Here is a 17,105-nt window from a genome sequence, read left to right as displayed (position 1 = left end):
GGGTTGTTCTCGGGCAGGGCGCCCGGGACGGACATCGCCGCGGGGGCGCGCCTCCACCAGCGCTTTCGCGGCTTCCGCCGCTCCTACGGGGGCCATTGCCTTCGTTGGCCGATGGCGGGTTGTTCTCGGGCAGGGGCGCCCGGGACGGACATCGCCGCGGGGGCGCGCCTCCTACCGGTAACATCTCTCCGCCGCGGAACGGTAGGAGGGCCGCCCCGGCGCGATTCCAATAGAGGCAGTTGCCGTAATCTGAAACGTTGCCCCCACGCCCCCAAATTTCACCTTTTCCTCAGGCCGAGGGTCTCTATTTTTGTTCCGATATCCAGGGATAACTGCTCGGCGGCATTGGCCTTGTTGGCGGCAATCTCCACCAGCCCCAGGGAGTTGCCGTACCAGAACGCCGCGCCTTCCGGGCGGTCGCTGAAGGTTCGGGCCCAGCGGAGCGTGTGCGGGCCGGCCTTCAGGTGGCTTCCCCGATCCAACCCATCCGCCCGAATCCCGGTCACCGCATTGCCGAAGCCATCGATGTAGACGACCTCATCCAGGTCGCCATCCCAGCCCGCGAGGTCCGGGCCGTCGAACGCCTCCAATTCTACGTGGTGGCCCGAGGCCAGCCCGGCAGCAACGGGAGCAAACAGGTCACGACCATGGAAACTGACAGACAAACGTGGTGGCTGCCATTGGATCCTGTTCCACTTGGCGGCGTCGGCTCTGGCCGCAACGGCATTGAACAACCCGTTGCCTGGACCCACGAACCAGCGACCGTCGGCGTGCAAAACCACCGGTTCCCTGGCGGAGCTGCCGACACCCGGGTCTACGACGCCGAGAATAACGGCCCCGGCGGGGGCTTCGGCGGTCAGTGCGCTCAGGAGGTAACCGGCCGCTTTCGGATTGAAGGCCGGCGCGTCAGACATCAGGTTGATAATCGGGATGTCCGGTACATCCCGCCGTAGCACGCTCTCCATCTGCCCAAGATAGGGCCCTTTCCAGCCGAAGTCCGTAAACATCAGGATCATTGGTAATTTTCCCTTGATTGTGCCCTTTTCGGTTTTTGGTCGTGCAATCGGATAGGAGGCCACGTGCCGGGCCTTTTAACGCGACTGCCGTCGCTCCTTCGGTGACTATATGTCCTTTGGGCGGCAATGGTGCATTTGGAGAGTGCACCCTACGGTTCAGGAGAAGTTCCGACTGGGTAGGCGTGGCGGAAGCCGCGAGCCGGGCTTGGCAAGGTGCAGTTGGAGAATGCACTCATGCGTGTTCTGTTTCACAAATCCAGGGGACGTTTGCGGAGGGAGCCCCACGTGGGGCGCATTCTCGATAAGCCACCGACGGATTCAAAAGCCCGCTGCGCTTGCGGTTCCCCCCACACGTTGTGAGGCCCGGCAATAAATGCGCCGCGACTCCAACCGCTTACTGAAAGGTGCATTTGGAGAATTTGACCGTTCCGGGGGCGTATTCGCGAGTAGCGCCTCGGTTCGTCAGTGGAGTGCTGCATTCGGAAGAATGCACCCTACGATTCAGGAGGAAGCCCGATCGAGTAGGAGCGACGGAAGCCACGAGCCAAGGCTCTTTATCAGGGCACGACGCAAAAAAGCCGGGCAATGCCCGGCTTTTTTGGAACGGAATGGCGTAACGCCTACTCTGCGGCGGCGCTTTTCGTTGCCTCTTCAGCTTCTTCCGTCATCGGCCGATCGACCAGCTCGACGTAAGCCATCGGCGCGGAGTCGCCTGTACGCAATCCGCACTTCAGGATCCGCAGATAACCGCCCGGACGGCTTTCATAGCGCGGACCGAGGTCGCCAAACAGCTTGGCAACTGCGTCTTTATCACGTAGCCGTGCGAACGCCAACCGACGGTTGGCAATACTGTCCTTTTTGGCCACGGTAATCAGTGGCTCAGCCACCCGGCGCAGCTCTTTCGCCTTCGGCAGCGTGGTTTTGATCATTTCATGCTCAAAAAGAGACACCGCCATATTACGGAACATCGCCTTCCGATGTGAGCTATTGCGGTTCAGTTGGCGACCGGAATTTCGATGACGCATGGGTTTACCCTACTTGAATTCGTTTATGTCCACGATGACCTTGCCGCAAGAACCGATGTCCATGAGCGGCCCGATCAAGGTTTATTAAGGCAGTTACGCGCTAGCCTTATCGTCTTTGTTCTTTAAGCTCGCCGGCGGCCAGTTTTCCAGGCGCATCCCCAGCGAAAGCCCGCGAGTTGCCAGCACATCCTTGATTTCGGTAAGCGACTTCTTGCCGAGATTCGGTGTTTTCAGAAGCTCTACCTCGGTCCGCTGAATCAGATCGCCGATATAGTAGATGTTTTCCGCCTTCAGACAATTGGCAGAACGCACCGTCAGTTCGAGATCGTCAACCGGGCGCAGCAGAATCGGATCGATCTCCGGCTGAGCCTCTTCGGCTTCTGCCTGCTCCTTGCCTTCCAGTTCCACGAACGCGGAGAGCTGGTCCTGCATGATGGTCGCAGCACGGCGAATCGCTTCTTCAGGTTCGATCGTGCCGTTGGTTTCCAGCTCAATGACGAGCTTGTCCAGGTCGGTCCGCTGCTCGACGCGTGCACTTTCCACCACATAGGACACCCGGGTAATCGGGCTGTAGCTCGCATCGATCAGCAGGCGACCAATCGGGCGACTCTCTTCGTCGGCTTCGGCTCGAACGTTAGCGGGCTCATAGCCGCGTCCCGTCGCCACCTTCAGGGTCATGTTCAGCTCGCCCGACTTGGTCAGGTGGGCAATCACATGCTCCGGATTGATCAGATCCACATCATGCGGAAGCTCGATATCCCCGGCCGTCACCGGACCCAGGCCCTTTTTGCTGAGGGTCATAGTCGCTTCTGTTCGATGACTGAGCTGAAGGGCGACACCCTTCAGGTTCAGCAGGATCTCGATGACGTCTTCCTGAACACCTTCGATCGAGGTGTACTCGTGGAGCACGCCTTCAATTTCCGCTTCGACAATGGCGCTGCCGGTCATCGATGACAACAGAATGCGACGCAGCGCGTTACCGAGGGTGTGACCAAAACCGCGTTCCAATGGTTCCAGTGTCACCTTCGCGGCGGTACCGCTGACCTTCTGCACACCAACGAGGCGCGGCTTGAGCAGTTCGCTAGCTGAGCCCTGCATGAACAGTCCTCTTTAAAATCGCTTTGTATCCTAATCCCGAACGTCTCGAATTCACCGCAAAGACGCCAAGAGCGCAAAGGGTTTTATCCCCTACCATCGACTCCTTGAATGCAACCGCTTCGGCTGTACTGCCTCAGACGAAAACCCGTCGATAAAGTATCTTGGCGTTCTTTGCGTCTTTGCGGTTAGCAATCCAGGCTAGTACCCAAACGCGGGATACGTCAGCCGTTTATTTCGAATAGAGCTCGACGACCAGCTGTTCCTGAATGTCGGCCGGCAGTTCGCTCCGCTCCGGGTCTGCCTTATAGGTGCCCTCGAGTTTGGTGGCATCGACTTCAAGCCACTCCGGGACACCGCGCTGCTGGGCCAGATCCATCGCTGACTTTACCCGCAGCTGCTGCTTGGCCTTTTCGGAAACGGAAATTACGTCCCCCGGCTTTACAGTGTAGGCAGGAATATTCAGCTTGCGGCCGTTCACCTGCACGCCATTGTGACGCACGAGCTGTCGCGCTTCCGTACGGGAAACGCCAAAACCCATCCGATAGACGACGTTGTCAAGCCGACCTTCGAGCAGTGTAAGCAGGTTTTCGCCGGTGGAGCCTTTCTTGCTGTCCGCCTGCTTGTAATAGAGTCGGAACTGGTTCTCCAGCACGCCGTAAATCCGACGCAGCTTCTGTTTGGCACGCAGCTGGCGTGCATAGTCGGACAATCGCGTCCGGCGCTGCCCATGCTGCCCCGGCGGAAACGGGCGATTCTCGACCGGGCACTTGCTGGAAAAACATTTTTCGCCCTTCAGGAAGAGCTTCTCGCCTTCCCGACGGCATTGACGACATTTGGAACCGATATACCTGGCCACTACCTATCTCCTGGCTTAGACGCGACGCTTTTTAGGCGGACGACACCCATTGTGGGGTATCGGGGTCACGTCGGTGATGTTGGTGATCCGGAAACCGAGATTATTCAGCGCGCGCACTGCAGACTCGCGACCCGGCCCGGGACCCTTCACCCACACCTCCATGTTTTTCATGCCATATTCCTGGGCCTGCGTTCCAGCACGTTCAGCCGCGACCTGAGCCGCAAAAGGCGTGCTCTTGCGCGAGCCGCGGAAACCGGAGCCCCCTGAAGTCGCCCAGCACAGGGTATTACCCTGACGGTCGCTGATGCTGATGATGGTGTTATTGAAGGACGCGTGGACGTGCGCAATGCCGTCCGCGATGTTCTTCTTTACCTTTTTGCGGGTGCGAGTACTCGCTTTTGCCATAACCGTTTCCCAAATGACCGTGTTTCAGCCGTTCAACAGGCTTATCGTTTGATCGGCCGGCGCGGGCCCTTCCGCGTCCGGGCGTTAGTACGGGTGCGCTGTCCTCTGAGCGGAAGTCCGCGGCGATGACGAATGCCACGGTAACAACCCAGGTCCATCAAGCGCTTGATGTTCATGGACACTTCGCGGCGAAGATCGCCTTCTACGTCGTACTTGCCGACCTCGGCGCGCAGCGCCTCGACCTCGGCTTCCGACAGGTCCTTCACTTTAACGCTCGGCTTGACGCCGGTCGCTTCGCAAATCTTTTCTGCACGGGTCCGGCCAATGCCGAAAATCGACGTCAGCGCGATGACCGCGTGCTTGTTGACCGGGATATTGATGCCAGCAATACGGGCCATGGAGCCACTCCCTCGAATATCACAGACTAGGACGCTACGCGCGCCGTGAAACGCGCCATAGTACCGATAAATGTATGTTCAATCAAGCCCCGAGTTCCGGAGCTGATCACTTTAACCCTGGCGCTGCTTGTGCCGGGCGTCGGTCGAACAGATCACGCGCACAACACCGTTGCGACGCACAATTTTGCAATTGCGGCAGATCTTTTTGACAGATGCACGAACCTTCATCGTCTTGTCCTCAATAAAAAAACTGCTTTAACCACAGAGGGCACAGAGAGCACAGAGGAGTCACCTTCAAAAGAAAAGCTTTCAAGGGCTCGCGAAATGCTTCCAATCACTGGCGTTCGCGTCCCGCCCGCAAATCTTTTCTTCTCTCTGTGTACTCCGTGCCCTCTGTGGTTCAGATTTTAGATCCCGGGGCGACGGTGGCCCTTCAGGTTAGCCTTCTTCATCAGACCTTCGTACTGATGCGACATCAGGTGACTCTGCATCTGTGATGTGAAGTCCATAACTACAACCACGATGATAAGCAATGATGTCCCGCCGAAATAGAAGGGCACATTCCACGTCAGAATCAGGAACTCGGGCAGCAGGCAGACCGCAGTGATGTAAAGCGCACCTGCGAACGTCAGCTTACCGAGAATGCCGTCAATGTACCGCGCGGTCTGCTCCCCTGGCCGAATTCCGGGGATAAAGGCACCGGACTTCTTGAGGTTCTCCGCCGTCTCCTTCGGGTTGAACATCAACGCCGTATAGAAAAAGCAGAAGAAGATGATCGCCGCTGCATACATCAACACGTACAGCGGCTGTCCCGGCGAGAGCGTCGTCGACAGATTCTGCAGCCAGCTCATTCCTTCGCTGGAGCCGAACCAACCGGCCAGCGTCGCGGGGAACAGGATAATGCTCGAGGCAAAAATGGGCGGAATAACACCGGCCATGTTCACCTTCAAGGGCAAATGGCTGCTCTGCGCCGCATACATCCGCCGTCCCTGCTGGCGCTTCGCATAGTTCACGGTAATACGGCGCTGCCCTCGCTCTACGAACACAACGAAGCCGGTGACTGCAATGGCCAGAGCGAACAGGATCAGGACCAGTGCAGAGCTCAGTTCACCGGTGCGAGCCAGTTCGAGTGTCCCACCGATGGCGGATGGCAGCCCAGAGACGATGCCTGCGAAGATGATCAGGGAGATACCGTTACCGATACCTCTCTCGGTCACCTGCTCGCCCAACCACATGAGGAACATGACGCCGGTTACCAGGGTCAGCACCGTGATCAGCCGGAAAGCAAGACCGGGCTCGATAACTACGGGGATATTGCCCGGAGCCATCTGTCCCTCGAGCATCACCGCGACCCCGAAAGACTGGAACGTCGCCAGTACCAATGTCCCGTAGCGGGTATATTGGCTGATCTTGCGACGGCCCTGAGCCCCTTCCTTATTTATTTGCTCAAGTTTCGGTGAGACCTTGGTCAGCAACTGGGTAATAATCGACGCCGAAATATACGGCATGATACCCAGTGCGAATACCGAAAACCGACTCAGGGCCCCGCCGGAGAACATGTTAAACATGTCCAGGATGGTGCCGCGCTGCTGTTCAAACAGCTTTGCCAGTGCCACCGGATCGATCCCCGGAACCGGGATGTGCGCCCCAATACGAAATACCAGCAGCGCCCCCAACACAAACAGCAGACGCTGTTTGAGTTCGGTCAGCTTACCGCCACCCAACGCATTGGCAACAGATGAACGCGAAGCGCCCACTTATTCCTCGACTTTTCCGCCGGCGGCTTCGATTGCCGCCCGGGCACCCTTGGTGACACCCAGACCTTTAATCGTAACCGCAGTATTGATTTCACCGGAGGCGATGATCTTCGCTCGCCGGATATCGGAAGCGACAATGTTCGCTGCCTTCAACCCAGCCAGGTCCACAACACCACCTTCGACCTTTGCCAGCTCGTGAAGGCGAACCTCCGCGACGGTGCGGCCAACCCGAGAGCTGAATCCGACCTTCGGCAACCGGCGTTGAAGCGGCATCTGACCGCCTTCGAAGCCCACTTTATGAAAGCCGCCGGACCGGGACTTCTGTCCCTTGTGGCCACGACCACCCGTTTTTCCCAGACCGGAGCCGATGCCACGGCCAACGCGCTTGGCGGCTTTTTTCGACCCTTCACCGGGCTTGAGTTCGTTCAGTCTCATGTCAAACCTCTTCCACTTTAAGCAAGTAGGAGACCTTGTTGATCATGCCCCGATTCTCAGGCGTATCAATGACCTCGACCGTTTGGTGCATGCGGCGCAGGCCCAGGCCGGCGACGCACGCTCTGTGCGTCGGCAGTCGCCCATGCTTACTGCGCACCAGGGTTAACCTTACCTTTTTGTTCTCGGCCATGGCTCTATTCCAGAATCTCTTTCACGCTCTTGCCGCGCTTGGCCGCCACCTGCTCAGGTGAAGCCATCTCGGTCAGGCCCCGCAGGGTAGCCCGCACGACGTTGATGGGGTTGTTGCTGCCGATGCACTTTGCGAGCACATTGTGCACACCGGCAACTTCAAACACCGCACGCATGGCACCGCCAGCGATAATACCGGTACCGTCGGAGGCCGGTTTCATGAAGACCTTTGCCGCACCATGGCGCGACATCGTCGGATACTGCAGTGTGCCATTGTCGGTGATTCCCACTTCCCGCATATTCTTGCGGGCAGCTTCCATCGCCTTCTGGATGGCAACAGGCACTTCGCGGGCTTTACCGGTACCAAAGCCGACCTTGCCATTGCCATCACCGACTACGCTAAGTGCGGAGAAGCCAAATTGGCGACCGCCCTTGACCACTTTCGCGACACGATTGACCCCGATCAACTTCTCAATCAGGCCGTCGCTACTGGATGCATCGAATCCCGCCATTGTCTAACCTTTAGAATTCCAGACCGTTCTCGCGGGCCGCATCGGCAAGCGCCTTGACCCGACCGTGATACTTGAACCCGGAGCGATCGAAAGCCACTTTCGTGACACCCGCTGCCTTGGCTTTGTCGGCGATTGCCTTCCCGACGGCACTGGCGGCATCGATATTGCCAGTGGACTTTAGTTCGCCGCTCACTACTTTCTGAACGGTCGAAGCGGCCGCAACCACTTCCGAACCATTCGGTGCAATCACCTGGGCATAAATATGCCGGGGGGTGCGGTACACGCACAGCCGCGGCACTCCAAGCTCCCGAATCTTCGCCCGAGCACGCGTTGCGCGGCGCAGACGAGTTGTTTTTTTCGTATTCATCACCGAAACCCTTACTTCTTCTTCGCCTCTTTACGAACGATACGCTCGTCCGCGTACTTGACGCCCTTGCCCTTGTAAGGCTCAGGCGGACGGAATGCACGGATTTCCGCGGCAACCTGTCCTACCTGCTGCTTGTCTACCCCTTTGACCACGACCTCGGTCTGGGAAGGCGCCTCGACCGTGATGCCTTCCGGCACCTCGTAGGCAATTGGATGGGAGAAGCCGAGGGTCAGATTCAGAACTTTGCCCTGCGCCTGAGCGCGATAGCCTACACCTACCAGCTCAAGCTTCTTCTCGAAGCCGCTGCTGACACCGGTCATCATCGTATTGACCAGTGCTCGCGTAGTGCCTACCAACGCCATCGCGTTGTGGTCGTTCTTCCGCGGCGCAAACCGCATCTGCCCGTCTTCCTGATGGATCTCCACGTCCGGATGCACCTGGTGTTCCATGCTGCCCTTGGAACCCTTCACCGAGACCTGTTGGTCCTCGACGGTAATGTTGACGCCGGACAGGATCGCAATCGGTTTTAAAACTCTAGCCATACCGCACCACCCCTAGGACACTTCGCACAGCACTTCGCCACCGTGCCCTGCCGCTCGCGCGGCACGGTCGGTCATAACGCCGGCGGACGTGGAAACAATTGCAATTCCGAGACCACCCATTACCTTCGGCAGCTCGTCCTTGCCCTTATAGATACGCAGGCCCGGGCGGCTTACGCGCTGGATATGTTCGATGACGGGCTTGCCCTGATAGTAGCGAAGGACAACGCTCAGCACCGGCTTACCATCGATATCCTGCACGGATAACTCGCTGACGTAACCTTCGTCTTTCAGAACGTTCCCAACAGCCTTCTTGAGCTTGGAGGAAGGCATTGAAACTTCCACCTTGCCCGCATGCAGGCCATTGCGAATGCGGGTCAGCATATCCGCGATTGGATCAGTCATGCTCATACGGTTTGCTCCAAATCAGATACGAGATTCGAGATTCGAGATACGAAGTACGTAGCTCTATTCCCGGCTCTCTTATCCTTGTTTTACCAACTGGCCTTACGCAGACCGGGAACATCGCCTCGCATGGTGGCTTCCCGCAGCTTGTTTCGACCCAGGCCGAACTTGCGGTAGTAACCATGCGGCCGACCGGTCAGCGCACAACGGTTGCGTTGCCGGGTCGGGCTCGAGTCCCGCGGCAACTTCTGCATCTTGAGCTCCAGATCCTGACGCTCTTCATACGACAGGTCGGGATCCTTCAGCTTTTTACGAAGTTCATCACGCTTGGCCTGGTATTTCTTTACCAGACGCTCGCGCTTCTTTTCGCGCTGAACCATCGAAACTTTAGCCATACTTTTACCTCAACCCTTCAGCGGGAAATTGAAGGCCTTGAGCAATGCGCGGCCGTACTCATCGTTTTCCGCGGACGTGGTGATGGTGATATCCATACCGCGCAGCGTGTCGATCTTGTCGTAATCGATCTCGGGAAAGATGATCTGCTCGCGAACGCCCATGCTGTAATTGCCACGCCCGTCAAACGACTTGGGGCTGAGGCCGCGGAAGTCACGGATACGCGGTATTGCGATGTTCACCAACCGGTCGAGAAACTCGTACATCCGTTCCCGACGCAGTGTCACCTTGCAACCAATCGGCCAGCCTTCGCGAATCTTGAAACCCGCTACCGATTTGCGGGCCTTCGTCACGATCGGGCGCTGACCCACGATGCCTGTGAGATCCTTGACCGCGTGATCCAGCACCTTCTTGTCAGCAGCTGCCTCGCCAACACCCATGTTCACCGTAATCTTTTCGATACGCGGCACGGACATCGGATTGCTGATGTTCAGCTCTTCCATCAGCTGCTTCTGAACCTTCTCCTGATAAAATTCTTTCAGTCTTGCCATCTCAGCACCCGCCGTTACGCGTCAATCACTTCGTTGTTCGATTTGAAGAAGCGGACTTTGCGGCCGTCGTCAAGAACACGGAAACCGACTCGATCCGCTTTGCCGCTATCGGCATTGAAGATCGCAACGTTGGATACGTGCAGTGGCATCTCTTTCTCAATAATGCCACCCGGCTGCCCGGCCATCGGGTTGCCCTTCTGGTGTTTCTTCACCGTATTGACACCTTCCACCACGACCTTGTCGTTCGCCAGGACCCGGAGCACGGTACCGCGCTTGCCTTTGTCCTTGCCGGCGTTAACGACGACTTCGTCACCTTTCTTAATCTTACGCATGATGCTCTCCCCTCCCTACAGCACTTCTGGAGCCAGGGAGATGATCTTCATAAATCGTTCGGTACGCAGCTCGCGGGTAACCGGCCCGAAAATACGGGTTCCGATCGGCTCGAGTTTGGGATTCAGCAGCACTGCCGCATTCCCATCGAACCGGATTACCGAGCCGTCCGCACGACGCACACCCTTGCGCGTACGTACCACCACCGCGTTGTAAACGTCCCCTTTTTTAACCTTGCCCCGGGGAATCGCCTCTTTAACGCTTACCTTGATGATGTCGCCGACACCTGCATAGCGCCTATGCGAGCCACCCAGTACCTTAATGCACTGCACAACCCGCGCGCCGCTGTTATCGGCCACATCCAGCCTGGTCTGCATTTGAATCATTGCAGTCTCTCCACACCTATTTTAACCGGACGTCCCGGCCACCCCGGTTCAAGGGCGCGAAATATAGCACTAAAAGAGGCAAAGCCCAAGTGCTAAATGACTTGGGCCCCTTGCCACGACGTCCCGGTGGCTTGTTAGTCGGTTCCTACTTGGCGCGCTCGATAACTTCCACCAGCTGCCAATTCTTTCTCTTGGCTATCGGCCGGCATTCGGAGATGGTGACCGTATCTCCTTCATTGCACGCGTTATTCTCATCGTGTGCATGGAGTTTGGTGGAACGCTTGATATATTTGCCGTACAGCGGATGGCGGACCTGGCGCTCGATCAGCACAGTGATGGTCTTGTCCATCTTGTTGCTGACCACCCGGCCCTGCAGGGTACGGACAGTTTTGCCCTGTTCACTCATTTTTCAGCCTTCTTTTCTGTCAGAACCGTTTTTACACGAGCGATATCACGCCCAACGGCCTTCATGCGATGCGGCTGCGATAACTGGCCCGTGCCCTTCTGCATACGCAGATTGAACTGTTCGCGCAACAGACCGAGCAGTTCACCATTAAGCTCGTCAACGCTTTTCTGTTTTAGATCACTCGCTTTCATCACAGCACCGTACGCGTTACGAAGGTGGTTTTGACAGGCAGTTTCGCCGCGGCCAGACGAAATGCCTCACGGGCGATCTCTTCCGACACCCCCTGCATTTCGTAAAGCATGCGACCGGGCTGAATTTGTGCCACCCAGTATTCGACGTTGCCCTTACCCTTACCCTGCCGTACTTCCAGGGGTTTCTGAGTGATGGGCTTATCCGGAAAGATCCGAATCCAGATCTTACCACCACGTTTGATATAGCGGGTCATCGCACGGCGCGCGGCCTCAATCTGGCGCGCGTTGATACGGCCACGGCCGGCGGCCTTGAGACCGTATTCGCCGAAGCTGACCTTGTTGCCGCTCGTCGCCAGGCCGCGGTTGCGCCCCTTGTGCTGCTTGCGGAACTTGGTTCGTTTAGGCTGAAGCATTGTCCGTTACCCCAAAAAAATTATTTCTTCGCCGCGGCCTTTTCGCCTTCGGCCGGCATTTCGCCGCCGATGACCTCGCCCTTGAAGATCCACACCTTCACACCGATGATGCCATAGGTGGTTTTCGCCTCGGCGAAGCCGTAATCGATATCGGCACGCAGGGTGTGCAGCGGCACGCGACCTTCGCGATACCATTCGGAACGCGCAATCTCGGCGCCATTCAAACGGCCGCCCACATTAACCTTTACGCCCTGAGCCCCGAGACGCATGGTATTGGTCACCGCACGCTTCATCGCCCGACGGAACATGATGCGCCGTTCCAGCTGCTGCGCGATACCCTGCGCCACCAGCGTGGCATCCAGTTCCGGCTTGCGGATCTCCTCGATATTGATGTGGACCGGAATCCCCATCATGCCTGCCACATCACGGCGCAGCCGCTCGATGTCCTCGCCCTTCTTACCAATCACGAGGCCCGGACGCCCGCTGTGAATGGTAATCCGCGCGTTGCGGGCCGGCCGTTCGATCTGGATCCGGCTCACCGAGGCCCGTGCCAGCCGCTTCTGCAAATAGGCGCGGACGGTCAGATCAGTGTGCAGGATGTCCTTGAAATTCTTTTTGTCGGCATACCACTTGGAGGTCCAGTCTTTGGTAATACCGAGACGAATTCCTGTCGGATGTACTTTATGTCCCATTACTGCCTCTCTTTACTTGTCCGCGACCATCACGGTGACGTGACTGGTGCGCTTGAGAATGCGGTTAGCGCGGCCCTTGGCGCGAGCGCGCAGACGCTTCAGCACCGGCCCCTGATCGATGTAAATCTGCGAGACCTTGAGCTCATCGATATCCGCACCCTCGTTGTGCTCCGCATTGGCAACGGCCGACTCGAGCACTTTCTTCACGATTCCGGAGGCCTTTTTCGGGCTGAAGGTCAGCAATTCGAGCGCCTTCTCCACGGACATGCCGCGGACCTGATCGGCCACCAGACGGCATTTCTGCGGAGAAATCCGCGCGTATTTCAACCTGGCTGCTGTTTCCATGACGACCCCCTTATCGCTTCGACTTCTTGTCGGCCGCATGGCCTTTGTAGGTACGGGTGGGCGCGAACTCTCCCAGCTTATGCCCGACCATGTTCTCGTTGATCATGATCGGCACATGCTGACGGCCGTTATGCACGGCAATCGTAAGCCCCACCATGTCCGGAAGGACCATGGAACGGCGTGACCAGGTTTTAATCGGCCGTTTATTACCGCTTGCGGCGGCTGCTGACACCTTGTTCGCCAGATGGTTATCGACGAAAGGACCTTTCTTAACTGAGCGCGGCATTATTCTGCCCTCTACTTCTGCTTGCGCCGACGGACGATCATATCGTCAGTCCGCTTGTTCGTACGAGTCTTATACCCCTTGGTGGGCACACCCCACGGAGTTACCGGATGACGGCCCCCGGAGGTTCGGCCTTCACCACCACCGTGCGGGTGATCGACGGGATTCATCGCCGCACCGCGGACAGTGGGACGCTCGCCCCTCCAGCGTTTTGCGCCGGCCTTGCCGAGTTTCCGCAGGCTGTGTTCCGAGTTGGAAACCTCGCCTACCGTTGCACGACAATCGGACTGCACCTTGCGCATTTCGCCGGAGCGCAGCCGCAGCGTGGCCAGCTTACCGTCGCGAGCCACCAACTGCGCCGAAGTCCCGGCACTACGGGCCAGCTGAGCACCCTTACCCGGCTTCATCTCGATGCAATGCACCGTGGTACCGAGTGGTATCTCCCGCAGCCTGAGGCAGTTGCCCGGCTTGATCGGTGAACCACTGCCGGATACGACCGGATCACCGGCATACAGACCTTTCGGCGCGATAACGTAGCGTCGTTCGCCATCGGCGTACTTCAACAGCGCGATGTGGGCCGTGCGATTCGGGTCATACTCAACCCGCTCTACCACGGCCGGCACACTGTCCTTATTCCGTTTGAAATCGATAACGCGGTACTTCTGCTTGTGGCCGCCCCCACGGTGCCGCGTTGTGATGCGACCGGCGTTGTTCCGACCACCGGTTTTACTTTTCTTCTCCACGAGCGGTGCATAGGGCTCGCCCTTGTGCAGATGGTCGTGAACCACCTTCACCGTAAAGCGCCGCCCTGGAGACGTCGGTTTCAGCTTGACTACAGGCATCTTCGAGCTTCCTTTTATTCAGCACCACCCATGAAGTCGATCTCTTGACCGGACTCCAAGGTGACATAAGCTTTCTTCCAGCCGCTACGGCGACCTTGACGCGCACCGAACCGCTTCTGTTTGCCCTTCATATTGGACACGCGAACCTGCTCGACCTGGACATTGAACAGTGATTCGACAGCGCCTTTGATCTCGGGCTTAGTGGCGTCGGTGACCACTTTGAACACGTACTGGTTGTCGGTTTCGGCAACCACAGTGCTCTTTTCCGAAACGACCGGCGCGAGCAGCACATTCATCAGACGTTCCTGGTTCATGCCAGCATCTCCTCCAGCTTTTTGACGGCCGGGACGGTTATCAACACCTTTTCGAAACCGACCAGGCTGACCGGATCGACTCGGCCGGCGGTGGCCACGTCAACGCTTTTGAGGTTGCGGGCCGAGAGGAACAAGTTATCGTCCATCTCGTCGGAGACGATAAGGACGTTGCCCAACCCAAGGTTTTTGAGCTTTTCGTTCAACTCCCTGGTCTTCGGGGCTTCCACCACAAACTTGTCCACCACCACCAGCCGTTCCTGCCGCACCAGCTCGGAGAGAATGGACCGCAGCGCTCCCCGGTACATCTTTTTATTCACCTTCTGGGAGTAATCCCGCGGCTGGGCCGCGAAGGCTCTGCCGCCGCCAACCCAGATAGGACTGCGAATCGTGCCGGCGCGTGCGCGCCCGGTGCCCTTCTGGCGCCAGGGCTTGCTGCCCCCGCCACTAACTGCGGCACGGTTCTTCTGGGCCTTGGTCCCGGCACGACCACCTGCCATATAGGCGGTGACGACCTGATGGACCAAGGCTTCGTTAAAGTCACGCCCGAAATTGGCGTCAGACAATTCGACTGTGTTCTTGGAAGCACGGCCAGTTGCCGTTGTGAGATTCATTTCCATGGTATCGCTCCTCAGGCCTTGCTCTTGACCGCGGGGGTCACGACCACATCGCCGCCTTTGGCACCCGGTACTGCGCCTTTGATAAGCAGCAGATTCCGTTCGGCGTCAACGCGAACGACCTCGAGGTTCTGAACGGTACGTTTGGCGTTACCCATATGACCGGCCATGCGCTTGCCTTTGAATACGCGACCGGGGGTCTGGCCCTGACCGATCGAGCCCGGGGCCCGATGCGAGAGCGAATTACCGTGGGTGGCATCCTGCGTGCGGTAGTGATGCCGCTTCACGACGCCTGCAAAACCCTTACCGATGGTACGACCGGAGACATCGACAGTCTGCCCGGCCTCAAAGATATCGACCTTGATCTCCGAACCCGTTTCAAGGCCTTCGCCTTCGCCCTCGTTCAGGCGAAACTCGGCCAGCTTCGTACCGGCGGCGACGCCGGATTTCGCAAAATGCCCGGCCCGCGGTTTGGTAACCCGATTCGGTTTTGGGGTACCCGCCGCCACCTGAATGGCCGAATAACCATCCGTATCCAAACACTTCAGTTGGCTGACCCGGTTCGGTTCGACTTCAATAACGGTAACGGGAATGGAGACGCCGTCATCCGTAAAGATGCGAGTCATACCGCATTTCCGGCCTACTACTCCGATTGCCATTGTTCTTGCCCTCTACACCGCACCGACTACGATTGGCCGGTACTGTATCGATTCACCGCTTCCCGAAGGCGCGGCTCTGTTAACTACGCAACCCGCTTACTGCAGTTTAATCTGAACGTCTACGCCGGCGGCCAGATCGAGTTTCATCAACGCGTCGACCGTCTTGTCGGTCGGGTCGACAATATCCATCAGGCGCTTGTGCGTACGCAGCTCATACTGATCCCGCGCATCTTTGTTGACGTGCGGTGATGTAAGCACGGTAAAACGCTCTTTCTTGGTCGGCAGCGGGATCGGCCCCTTGACCTGGGCTCCGGTCCGCTTCGCTGTTTCGACGATCTCCCGCGCAGACTGATCGATCAGGCGATGATCGAACGCCTTCAAACGGATGCGGATCTTTTGACTGGTAGTCGCCATATAACTTTCCGATTGCCTCTATGAAACCGGTGGACGCCGACCGGCGCCCCCCCGCTTTATTTTCTTACTCGAGGATCTTCGCGACAACGCCGGCACCTACGGTGCGGCCGCCTTCACGAACTGCGAAACGCAGCCCCTCTTCCATCGCGATCGGCGCAATCAGCGATACCGTCATCAGAACGTTATCGCCCGGCATCACCATCTCGACACCTTCGGGCAGATCGCATGCGCCGGTCACGTCCGTGGTCCGGAAGTAGAACTGCGGACGGTAACCGTTGAAGAACGGCGTGTGACGACCACCCTCTTCTTTCGACAGAACGTACACTTCGCATTCGAACTTGGTGTGCGGCGTGATGGAACCCGGCTTGGCCAGAACCTGACCACGCTCCACTTCATCACGCTTGGTGCCGCGCAACAGCACACCGACGTTGTCGCCAGCCTGGCCCTGATCGAGCAGCTTGCGGAACATCTCGACGCCGGTGACCGTCGTCGAGGTCGTGTCTTTGATGCCGACGATTTCGATCGTGTCACCCACCTTGACGATGCCGCGCTCGATACGACCGGTCACCACGGTGCCGCGACCGGAGATCGAGAACACGTCCTCGATGGGCATGATGAAGGCACCGTCGATGGCACGCTCCGGCTCCGGAATGTAGTCATCCATTGCCGCGACCAACTTCTCGATGGAAGGTGCACCGATTTCGGAGGTATCTCCTTCCAGCGCCTTCAGCGCCGAACCGGTAATGACCGGGGTGTCGTCGCCCGGGAAGTCGTAGCTGTCGAGCAGCTCGCGCACTTCCATCTCGACCAGCTCCAGCAACTCGGCATCATCCACCATGTCGGCCTTGTTCAGGTACACGACAATGTACGGGACGCCGACCTGACGGGACAGCAGGATGTGCTCACGCGTCTGCGGCATGGGGCCGTCGGCAGCGGAGACCACCAGAATGGCGCCGTCCATCTGCGCCGCACCCGTGATCATGTTCTTCACGTAATCGGCATGGCCGGGACAGTCCACGTGGGCGTAGTGCCGGGCTTCCGACTCGTACTCAACGTGGGCGGTGGCGATCGTGATGCCGCGCGCCTTCTCTTCCGGTGCGGAGTCGATCTGGTCGAAAGCCTGGGCTTCGCCGCCGTACTTCTCGCCCATCACCTTGGTGATGGCCGCCGTCAGCGTAGTTTTGCCATGGTCGACGTGACCAATGGTGCCTACGTTAACGTGCGGCTTCTTACGCTCAAATTTTGCTTTGGACACGGTAGTTACCCCTCG

The 17,105-nt window shown here is 58.1% G+C and carries 30 protein-coding genes; all 30 read right to left on the bottom strand.

Going from position 1 to position 17,105, the window contains the following annotated elements; genetic code table 11:
* Positions 1-278 precede the first annotated feature (278 nt).
* The 30 genes from Q7L05_RS07580 to tuf all read right to left on the bottom strand — a co-directional run bounded on the left by Q7L05_RS07580 (position 279) and on the right by tuf (position 17,090).
* On the bottom strand, positions 279-1,016 hold the full coding sequence (locus Q7L05_RS07580) for an SAM hydrolase/SAM-dependent halogenase family protein (RefSeq protein ID WP_303904274.1): 738 nt from the start codon (positions 1,014-1,016) through the stop codon (positions 279-281).
* 620 nt (positions 1,017-1,636) lie between these two features.
* The gene (rplQ, locus tag Q7L05_RS07575) at positions 1,637-2,041 is read right to left on the bottom strand and encodes a 50S ribosomal protein L17 (RefSeq protein ID WP_303904271.1); all 405 of its coding nucleotides are present in this window, start codon (positions 2,039-2,041) and stop codon (positions 1,637-1,639) included.
* Between the two features lie 93 nt (positions 2,042-2,134).
* A complete protein-coding gene (locus Q7L05_RS07570; RefSeq protein ID WP_303904268.1) occupies positions 2,135-3,139 on the bottom strand; it encodes a DNA-directed RNA polymerase subunit alpha in 1,005 nt (334 codons plus the stop codon).
* A 229-nt stretch (positions 3,140-3,368) separates the two neighbouring features.
* Positions 3,369-3,995 (bottom strand): 30S ribosomal protein S4, encoded by a 627-nt coding sequence (gene rpsD / locus Q7L05_RS07565; RefSeq protein ID WP_303904266.1) that lies wholly within the window; start codon positions 3,993-3,995, stop codon positions 3,369-3,371.
* Between the two features lie 15 nt (positions 3,996-4,010).
* Positions 4,011-4,400, bottom strand: coding sequence for a 30S ribosomal protein S11 (rpsK, locus tag Q7L05_RS07560; protein WP_092999268.1), 390 nt, complete (start codon positions 4,398-4,400; stop codon positions 4,011-4,013).
* A gap of 41 nt (positions 4,401-4,441) precedes the next feature.
* The gene (rpsM, locus tag Q7L05_RS07555) at positions 4,442-4,798 is read right to left on the bottom strand and encodes a 30S ribosomal protein S13 (protein ID WP_092999270.1); all 357 of its coding nucleotides are present in this window, start codon (positions 4,796-4,798) and stop codon (positions 4,442-4,444) included.
* A 111-nt stretch (positions 4,799-4,909) separates the two neighbouring features.
* Positions 4,910-5,026 (bottom strand): 50S ribosomal protein L36, encoded by a 117-nt coding sequence (rpmJ, locus tag Q7L05_RS07550; protein ID WP_092999272.1) that lies wholly within the window; start codon positions 5,024-5,026, stop codon positions 4,910-4,912.
* Between the two features lie 179 nt (positions 5,027-5,205).
* Complete coding sequence (gene secY, locus Q7L05_RS07545) at positions 5,206-6,555, bottom strand: preprotein translocase subunit SecY (protein WP_303904258.1); 1,350 nt, start codon at positions 6,553-6,555, stop codon at positions 5,206-5,208.
* On the bottom strand, positions 6,556-6,990 hold the full coding sequence (gene rplO / locus Q7L05_RS07540; protein ID WP_303904255.1) for a 50S ribosomal protein L15: 435 nt from the start codon (positions 6,988-6,990) through the stop codon (positions 6,556-6,558).
* A gap of 1 nt (position 6,991) precedes the next feature.
* A complete protein-coding gene (rpmD, locus tag Q7L05_RS07535) occupies positions 6,992-7,180 on the bottom strand; it encodes a 50S ribosomal protein L30 (RefSeq protein WP_303904252.1) in 189 nt (62 codons plus the stop codon).
* Between the two features lie 4 nt (positions 7,181-7,184).
* On the bottom strand, positions 7,185-7,691 hold the full coding sequence (rpsE, locus tag Q7L05_RS07530) for a 30S ribosomal protein S5 (protein ID WP_303904249.1): 507 nt from the start codon (positions 7,689-7,691) through the stop codon (positions 7,185-7,187).
* A 10-nt stretch (positions 7,692-7,701) separates the two neighbouring features.
* Positions 7,702-8,058 (bottom strand): 50S ribosomal protein L18, encoded by a 357-nt coding sequence (rplR, locus tag Q7L05_RS07525; protein WP_303904247.1) that lies wholly within the window; start codon positions 8,056-8,058, stop codon positions 7,702-7,704.
* A gap of 11 nt (positions 8,059-8,069) precedes the next feature.
* The gene (gene rplF / locus Q7L05_RS07520) at positions 8,070-8,600 is read right to left on the bottom strand and encodes a 50S ribosomal protein L6 (protein WP_303904244.1); all 531 of its coding nucleotides are present in this window, start codon (positions 8,598-8,600) and stop codon (positions 8,070-8,072) included.
* A gap of 12 nt (positions 8,601-8,612) precedes the next feature.
* A complete protein-coding gene (gene rpsH, locus Q7L05_RS07515) occupies positions 8,613-9,008 on the bottom strand; it encodes a 30S ribosomal protein S8 (protein ID WP_303904241.1) in 396 nt (131 codons plus the stop codon).
* An 83-nt stretch (positions 9,009-9,091) separates the two neighbouring features.
* Positions 9,092-9,397: a 30S ribosomal protein S14 gene (gene rpsN, locus Q7L05_RS07510; RefSeq protein ID WP_303904237.1), complete on the bottom strand. Its 306-nt coding sequence runs from the start codon at positions 9,395-9,397 to the stop codon at positions 9,092-9,094.
* 9 nt (positions 9,398-9,406) lie between these two features.
* On the bottom strand, positions 9,407-9,946 hold the full coding sequence (gene rplE, locus Q7L05_RS07505; protein WP_303904233.1) for a 50S ribosomal protein L5: 540 nt from the start codon (positions 9,944-9,946) through the stop codon (positions 9,407-9,409).
* A gap of 14 nt (positions 9,947-9,960) precedes the next feature.
* Positions 9,961-10,278 carry a 50S ribosomal protein L24 gene (rplX, locus tag Q7L05_RS07500; protein ID WP_303904230.1) on the bottom strand — a complete coding sequence of 106 codons (318 nt, stop codon included), beginning with the start codon at positions 10,276-10,278 and terminating at the stop codon, positions 9,961-9,963.
* Positions 10,279-10,293: 15 nt separating this feature from the next.
* Positions 10,294-10,662 carry a 50S ribosomal protein L14 gene (gene rplN, locus Q7L05_RS07495; RefSeq protein ID WP_303904227.1) on the bottom strand — a complete coding sequence of 123 codons (369 nt, stop codon included), beginning with the start codon at positions 10,660-10,662 and terminating at the stop codon, positions 10,294-10,296.
* A 145-nt stretch (positions 10,663-10,807) separates the two neighbouring features.
* Complete coding sequence (gene rpsQ, locus Q7L05_RS07490; protein ID WP_092999295.1) at positions 10,808-11,068, bottom strand: 30S ribosomal protein S17; 261 nt, start codon at positions 11,066-11,068, stop codon at positions 10,808-10,810.
* Positions 11,065-11,259: a 50S ribosomal protein L29 gene (gene rpmC, locus Q7L05_RS07485; RefSeq protein WP_303904222.1), complete on the bottom strand. Its 195-nt coding sequence runs from the start codon at positions 11,257-11,259 to the stop codon at positions 11,065-11,067. Before rpmC ends, rpsQ begins: the two co-directional genes overlap by 4 nt.
* Positions 11,259-11,672 carry a 50S ribosomal protein L16 gene (gene rplP / locus Q7L05_RS07480; RefSeq protein WP_092999299.1) on the bottom strand — a complete coding sequence of 138 codons (414 nt, stop codon included), beginning with the start codon at positions 11,670-11,672 and terminating at the stop codon, positions 11,259-11,261. The genes rpmC and rplP overlap by 1 nt, the downstream gene beginning before the upstream one ends.
* 20 nt (positions 11,673-11,692) lie before the next feature.
* The gene (rpsC, locus tag Q7L05_RS07475) at positions 11,693-12,364 is read right to left on the bottom strand and encodes a 30S ribosomal protein S3 (protein WP_303904218.1); all 672 of its coding nucleotides are present in this window, start codon (positions 12,362-12,364) and stop codon (positions 11,693-11,695) included.
* A 12-nt stretch (positions 12,365-12,376) separates the two neighbouring features.
* A complete protein-coding gene (gene rplV, locus Q7L05_RS07470; protein ID WP_303904215.1) occupies positions 12,377-12,709 on the bottom strand; it encodes a 50S ribosomal protein L22 in 333 nt (110 codons plus the stop codon).
* Positions 12,710-12,719: 10 nt separating this feature from the next.
* The gene (gene rpsS, locus Q7L05_RS07465; RefSeq protein WP_303904212.1) at positions 12,720-12,995 is read right to left on the bottom strand and encodes a 30S ribosomal protein S19; all 276 of its coding nucleotides are present in this window, start codon (positions 12,993-12,995) and stop codon (positions 12,720-12,722) included.
* An 11-nt stretch (positions 12,996-13,006) separates the two neighbouring features.
* On the bottom strand, positions 13,007-13,834 hold the full coding sequence (gene rplB, locus Q7L05_RS07460; protein ID WP_303904209.1) for a 50S ribosomal protein L2: 828 nt from the start codon (positions 13,832-13,834) through the stop codon (positions 13,007-13,009).
* A 14-nt stretch (positions 13,835-13,848) separates the two neighbouring features.
* Positions 13,849-14,148, bottom strand: a complete 300-nt coding sequence (gene rplW / locus Q7L05_RS07455; protein ID WP_303904206.1) for a 50S ribosomal protein L23 — start codon at positions 14,146-14,148, stop codon at positions 13,849-13,851.
* Positions 14,145-14,765 carry a 50S ribosomal protein L4 gene (rplD, locus tag Q7L05_RS07450; RefSeq protein ID WP_303904203.1) on the bottom strand — a complete coding sequence of 207 codons (621 nt, stop codon included), beginning with the start codon at positions 14,763-14,765 and terminating at the stop codon, positions 14,145-14,147. The genes rplW and rplD overlap by 4 nt, the downstream gene beginning before the upstream one ends.
* A gap of 11 nt (positions 14,766-14,776) precedes the next feature.
* Positions 14,777-15,421, bottom strand: a complete 645-nt coding sequence (rplC, locus tag Q7L05_RS07445) for a 50S ribosomal protein L3 (protein WP_303904200.1) — start codon at positions 15,419-15,421, stop codon at positions 14,777-14,779.
* A 96-nt stretch (positions 15,422-15,517) separates the two neighbouring features.
* Entirely contained in the window at positions 15,518-15,835 is a 318-nt protein-coding gene (gene rpsJ, locus Q7L05_RS07440) for a 30S ribosomal protein S10 (RefSeq protein WP_092999313.1), read from the bottom strand.
* Positions 15,836-15,899: 64 nt separating this feature from the next.
* On the bottom strand, positions 15,900-17,090 hold the full coding sequence (tuf, locus tag Q7L05_RS07435) for an elongation factor Tu (RefSeq protein WP_303904165.1): 1,191 nt from the start codon (positions 17,088-17,090) through the stop codon (positions 15,900-15,902).
* Between the last annotated feature and the right edge of the window lie 15 nt (positions 17,091-17,105).

The sequence above is a fragment of the Thiohalomonas denitrificans genome, assembly GCF_016841685.1.
GTDB classification, from domain to species: domain Bacteria; phylum Pseudomonadota; class Gammaproteobacteria; order Thiohalomonadales; family Thiohalomonadaceae; genus Thiohalomonas; species Thiohalomonas denitrificans_A.
Note: the sequence above shows the minus strand (reverse complement) of the source record. Positions and strands in the feature narration are given on the sequence as shown.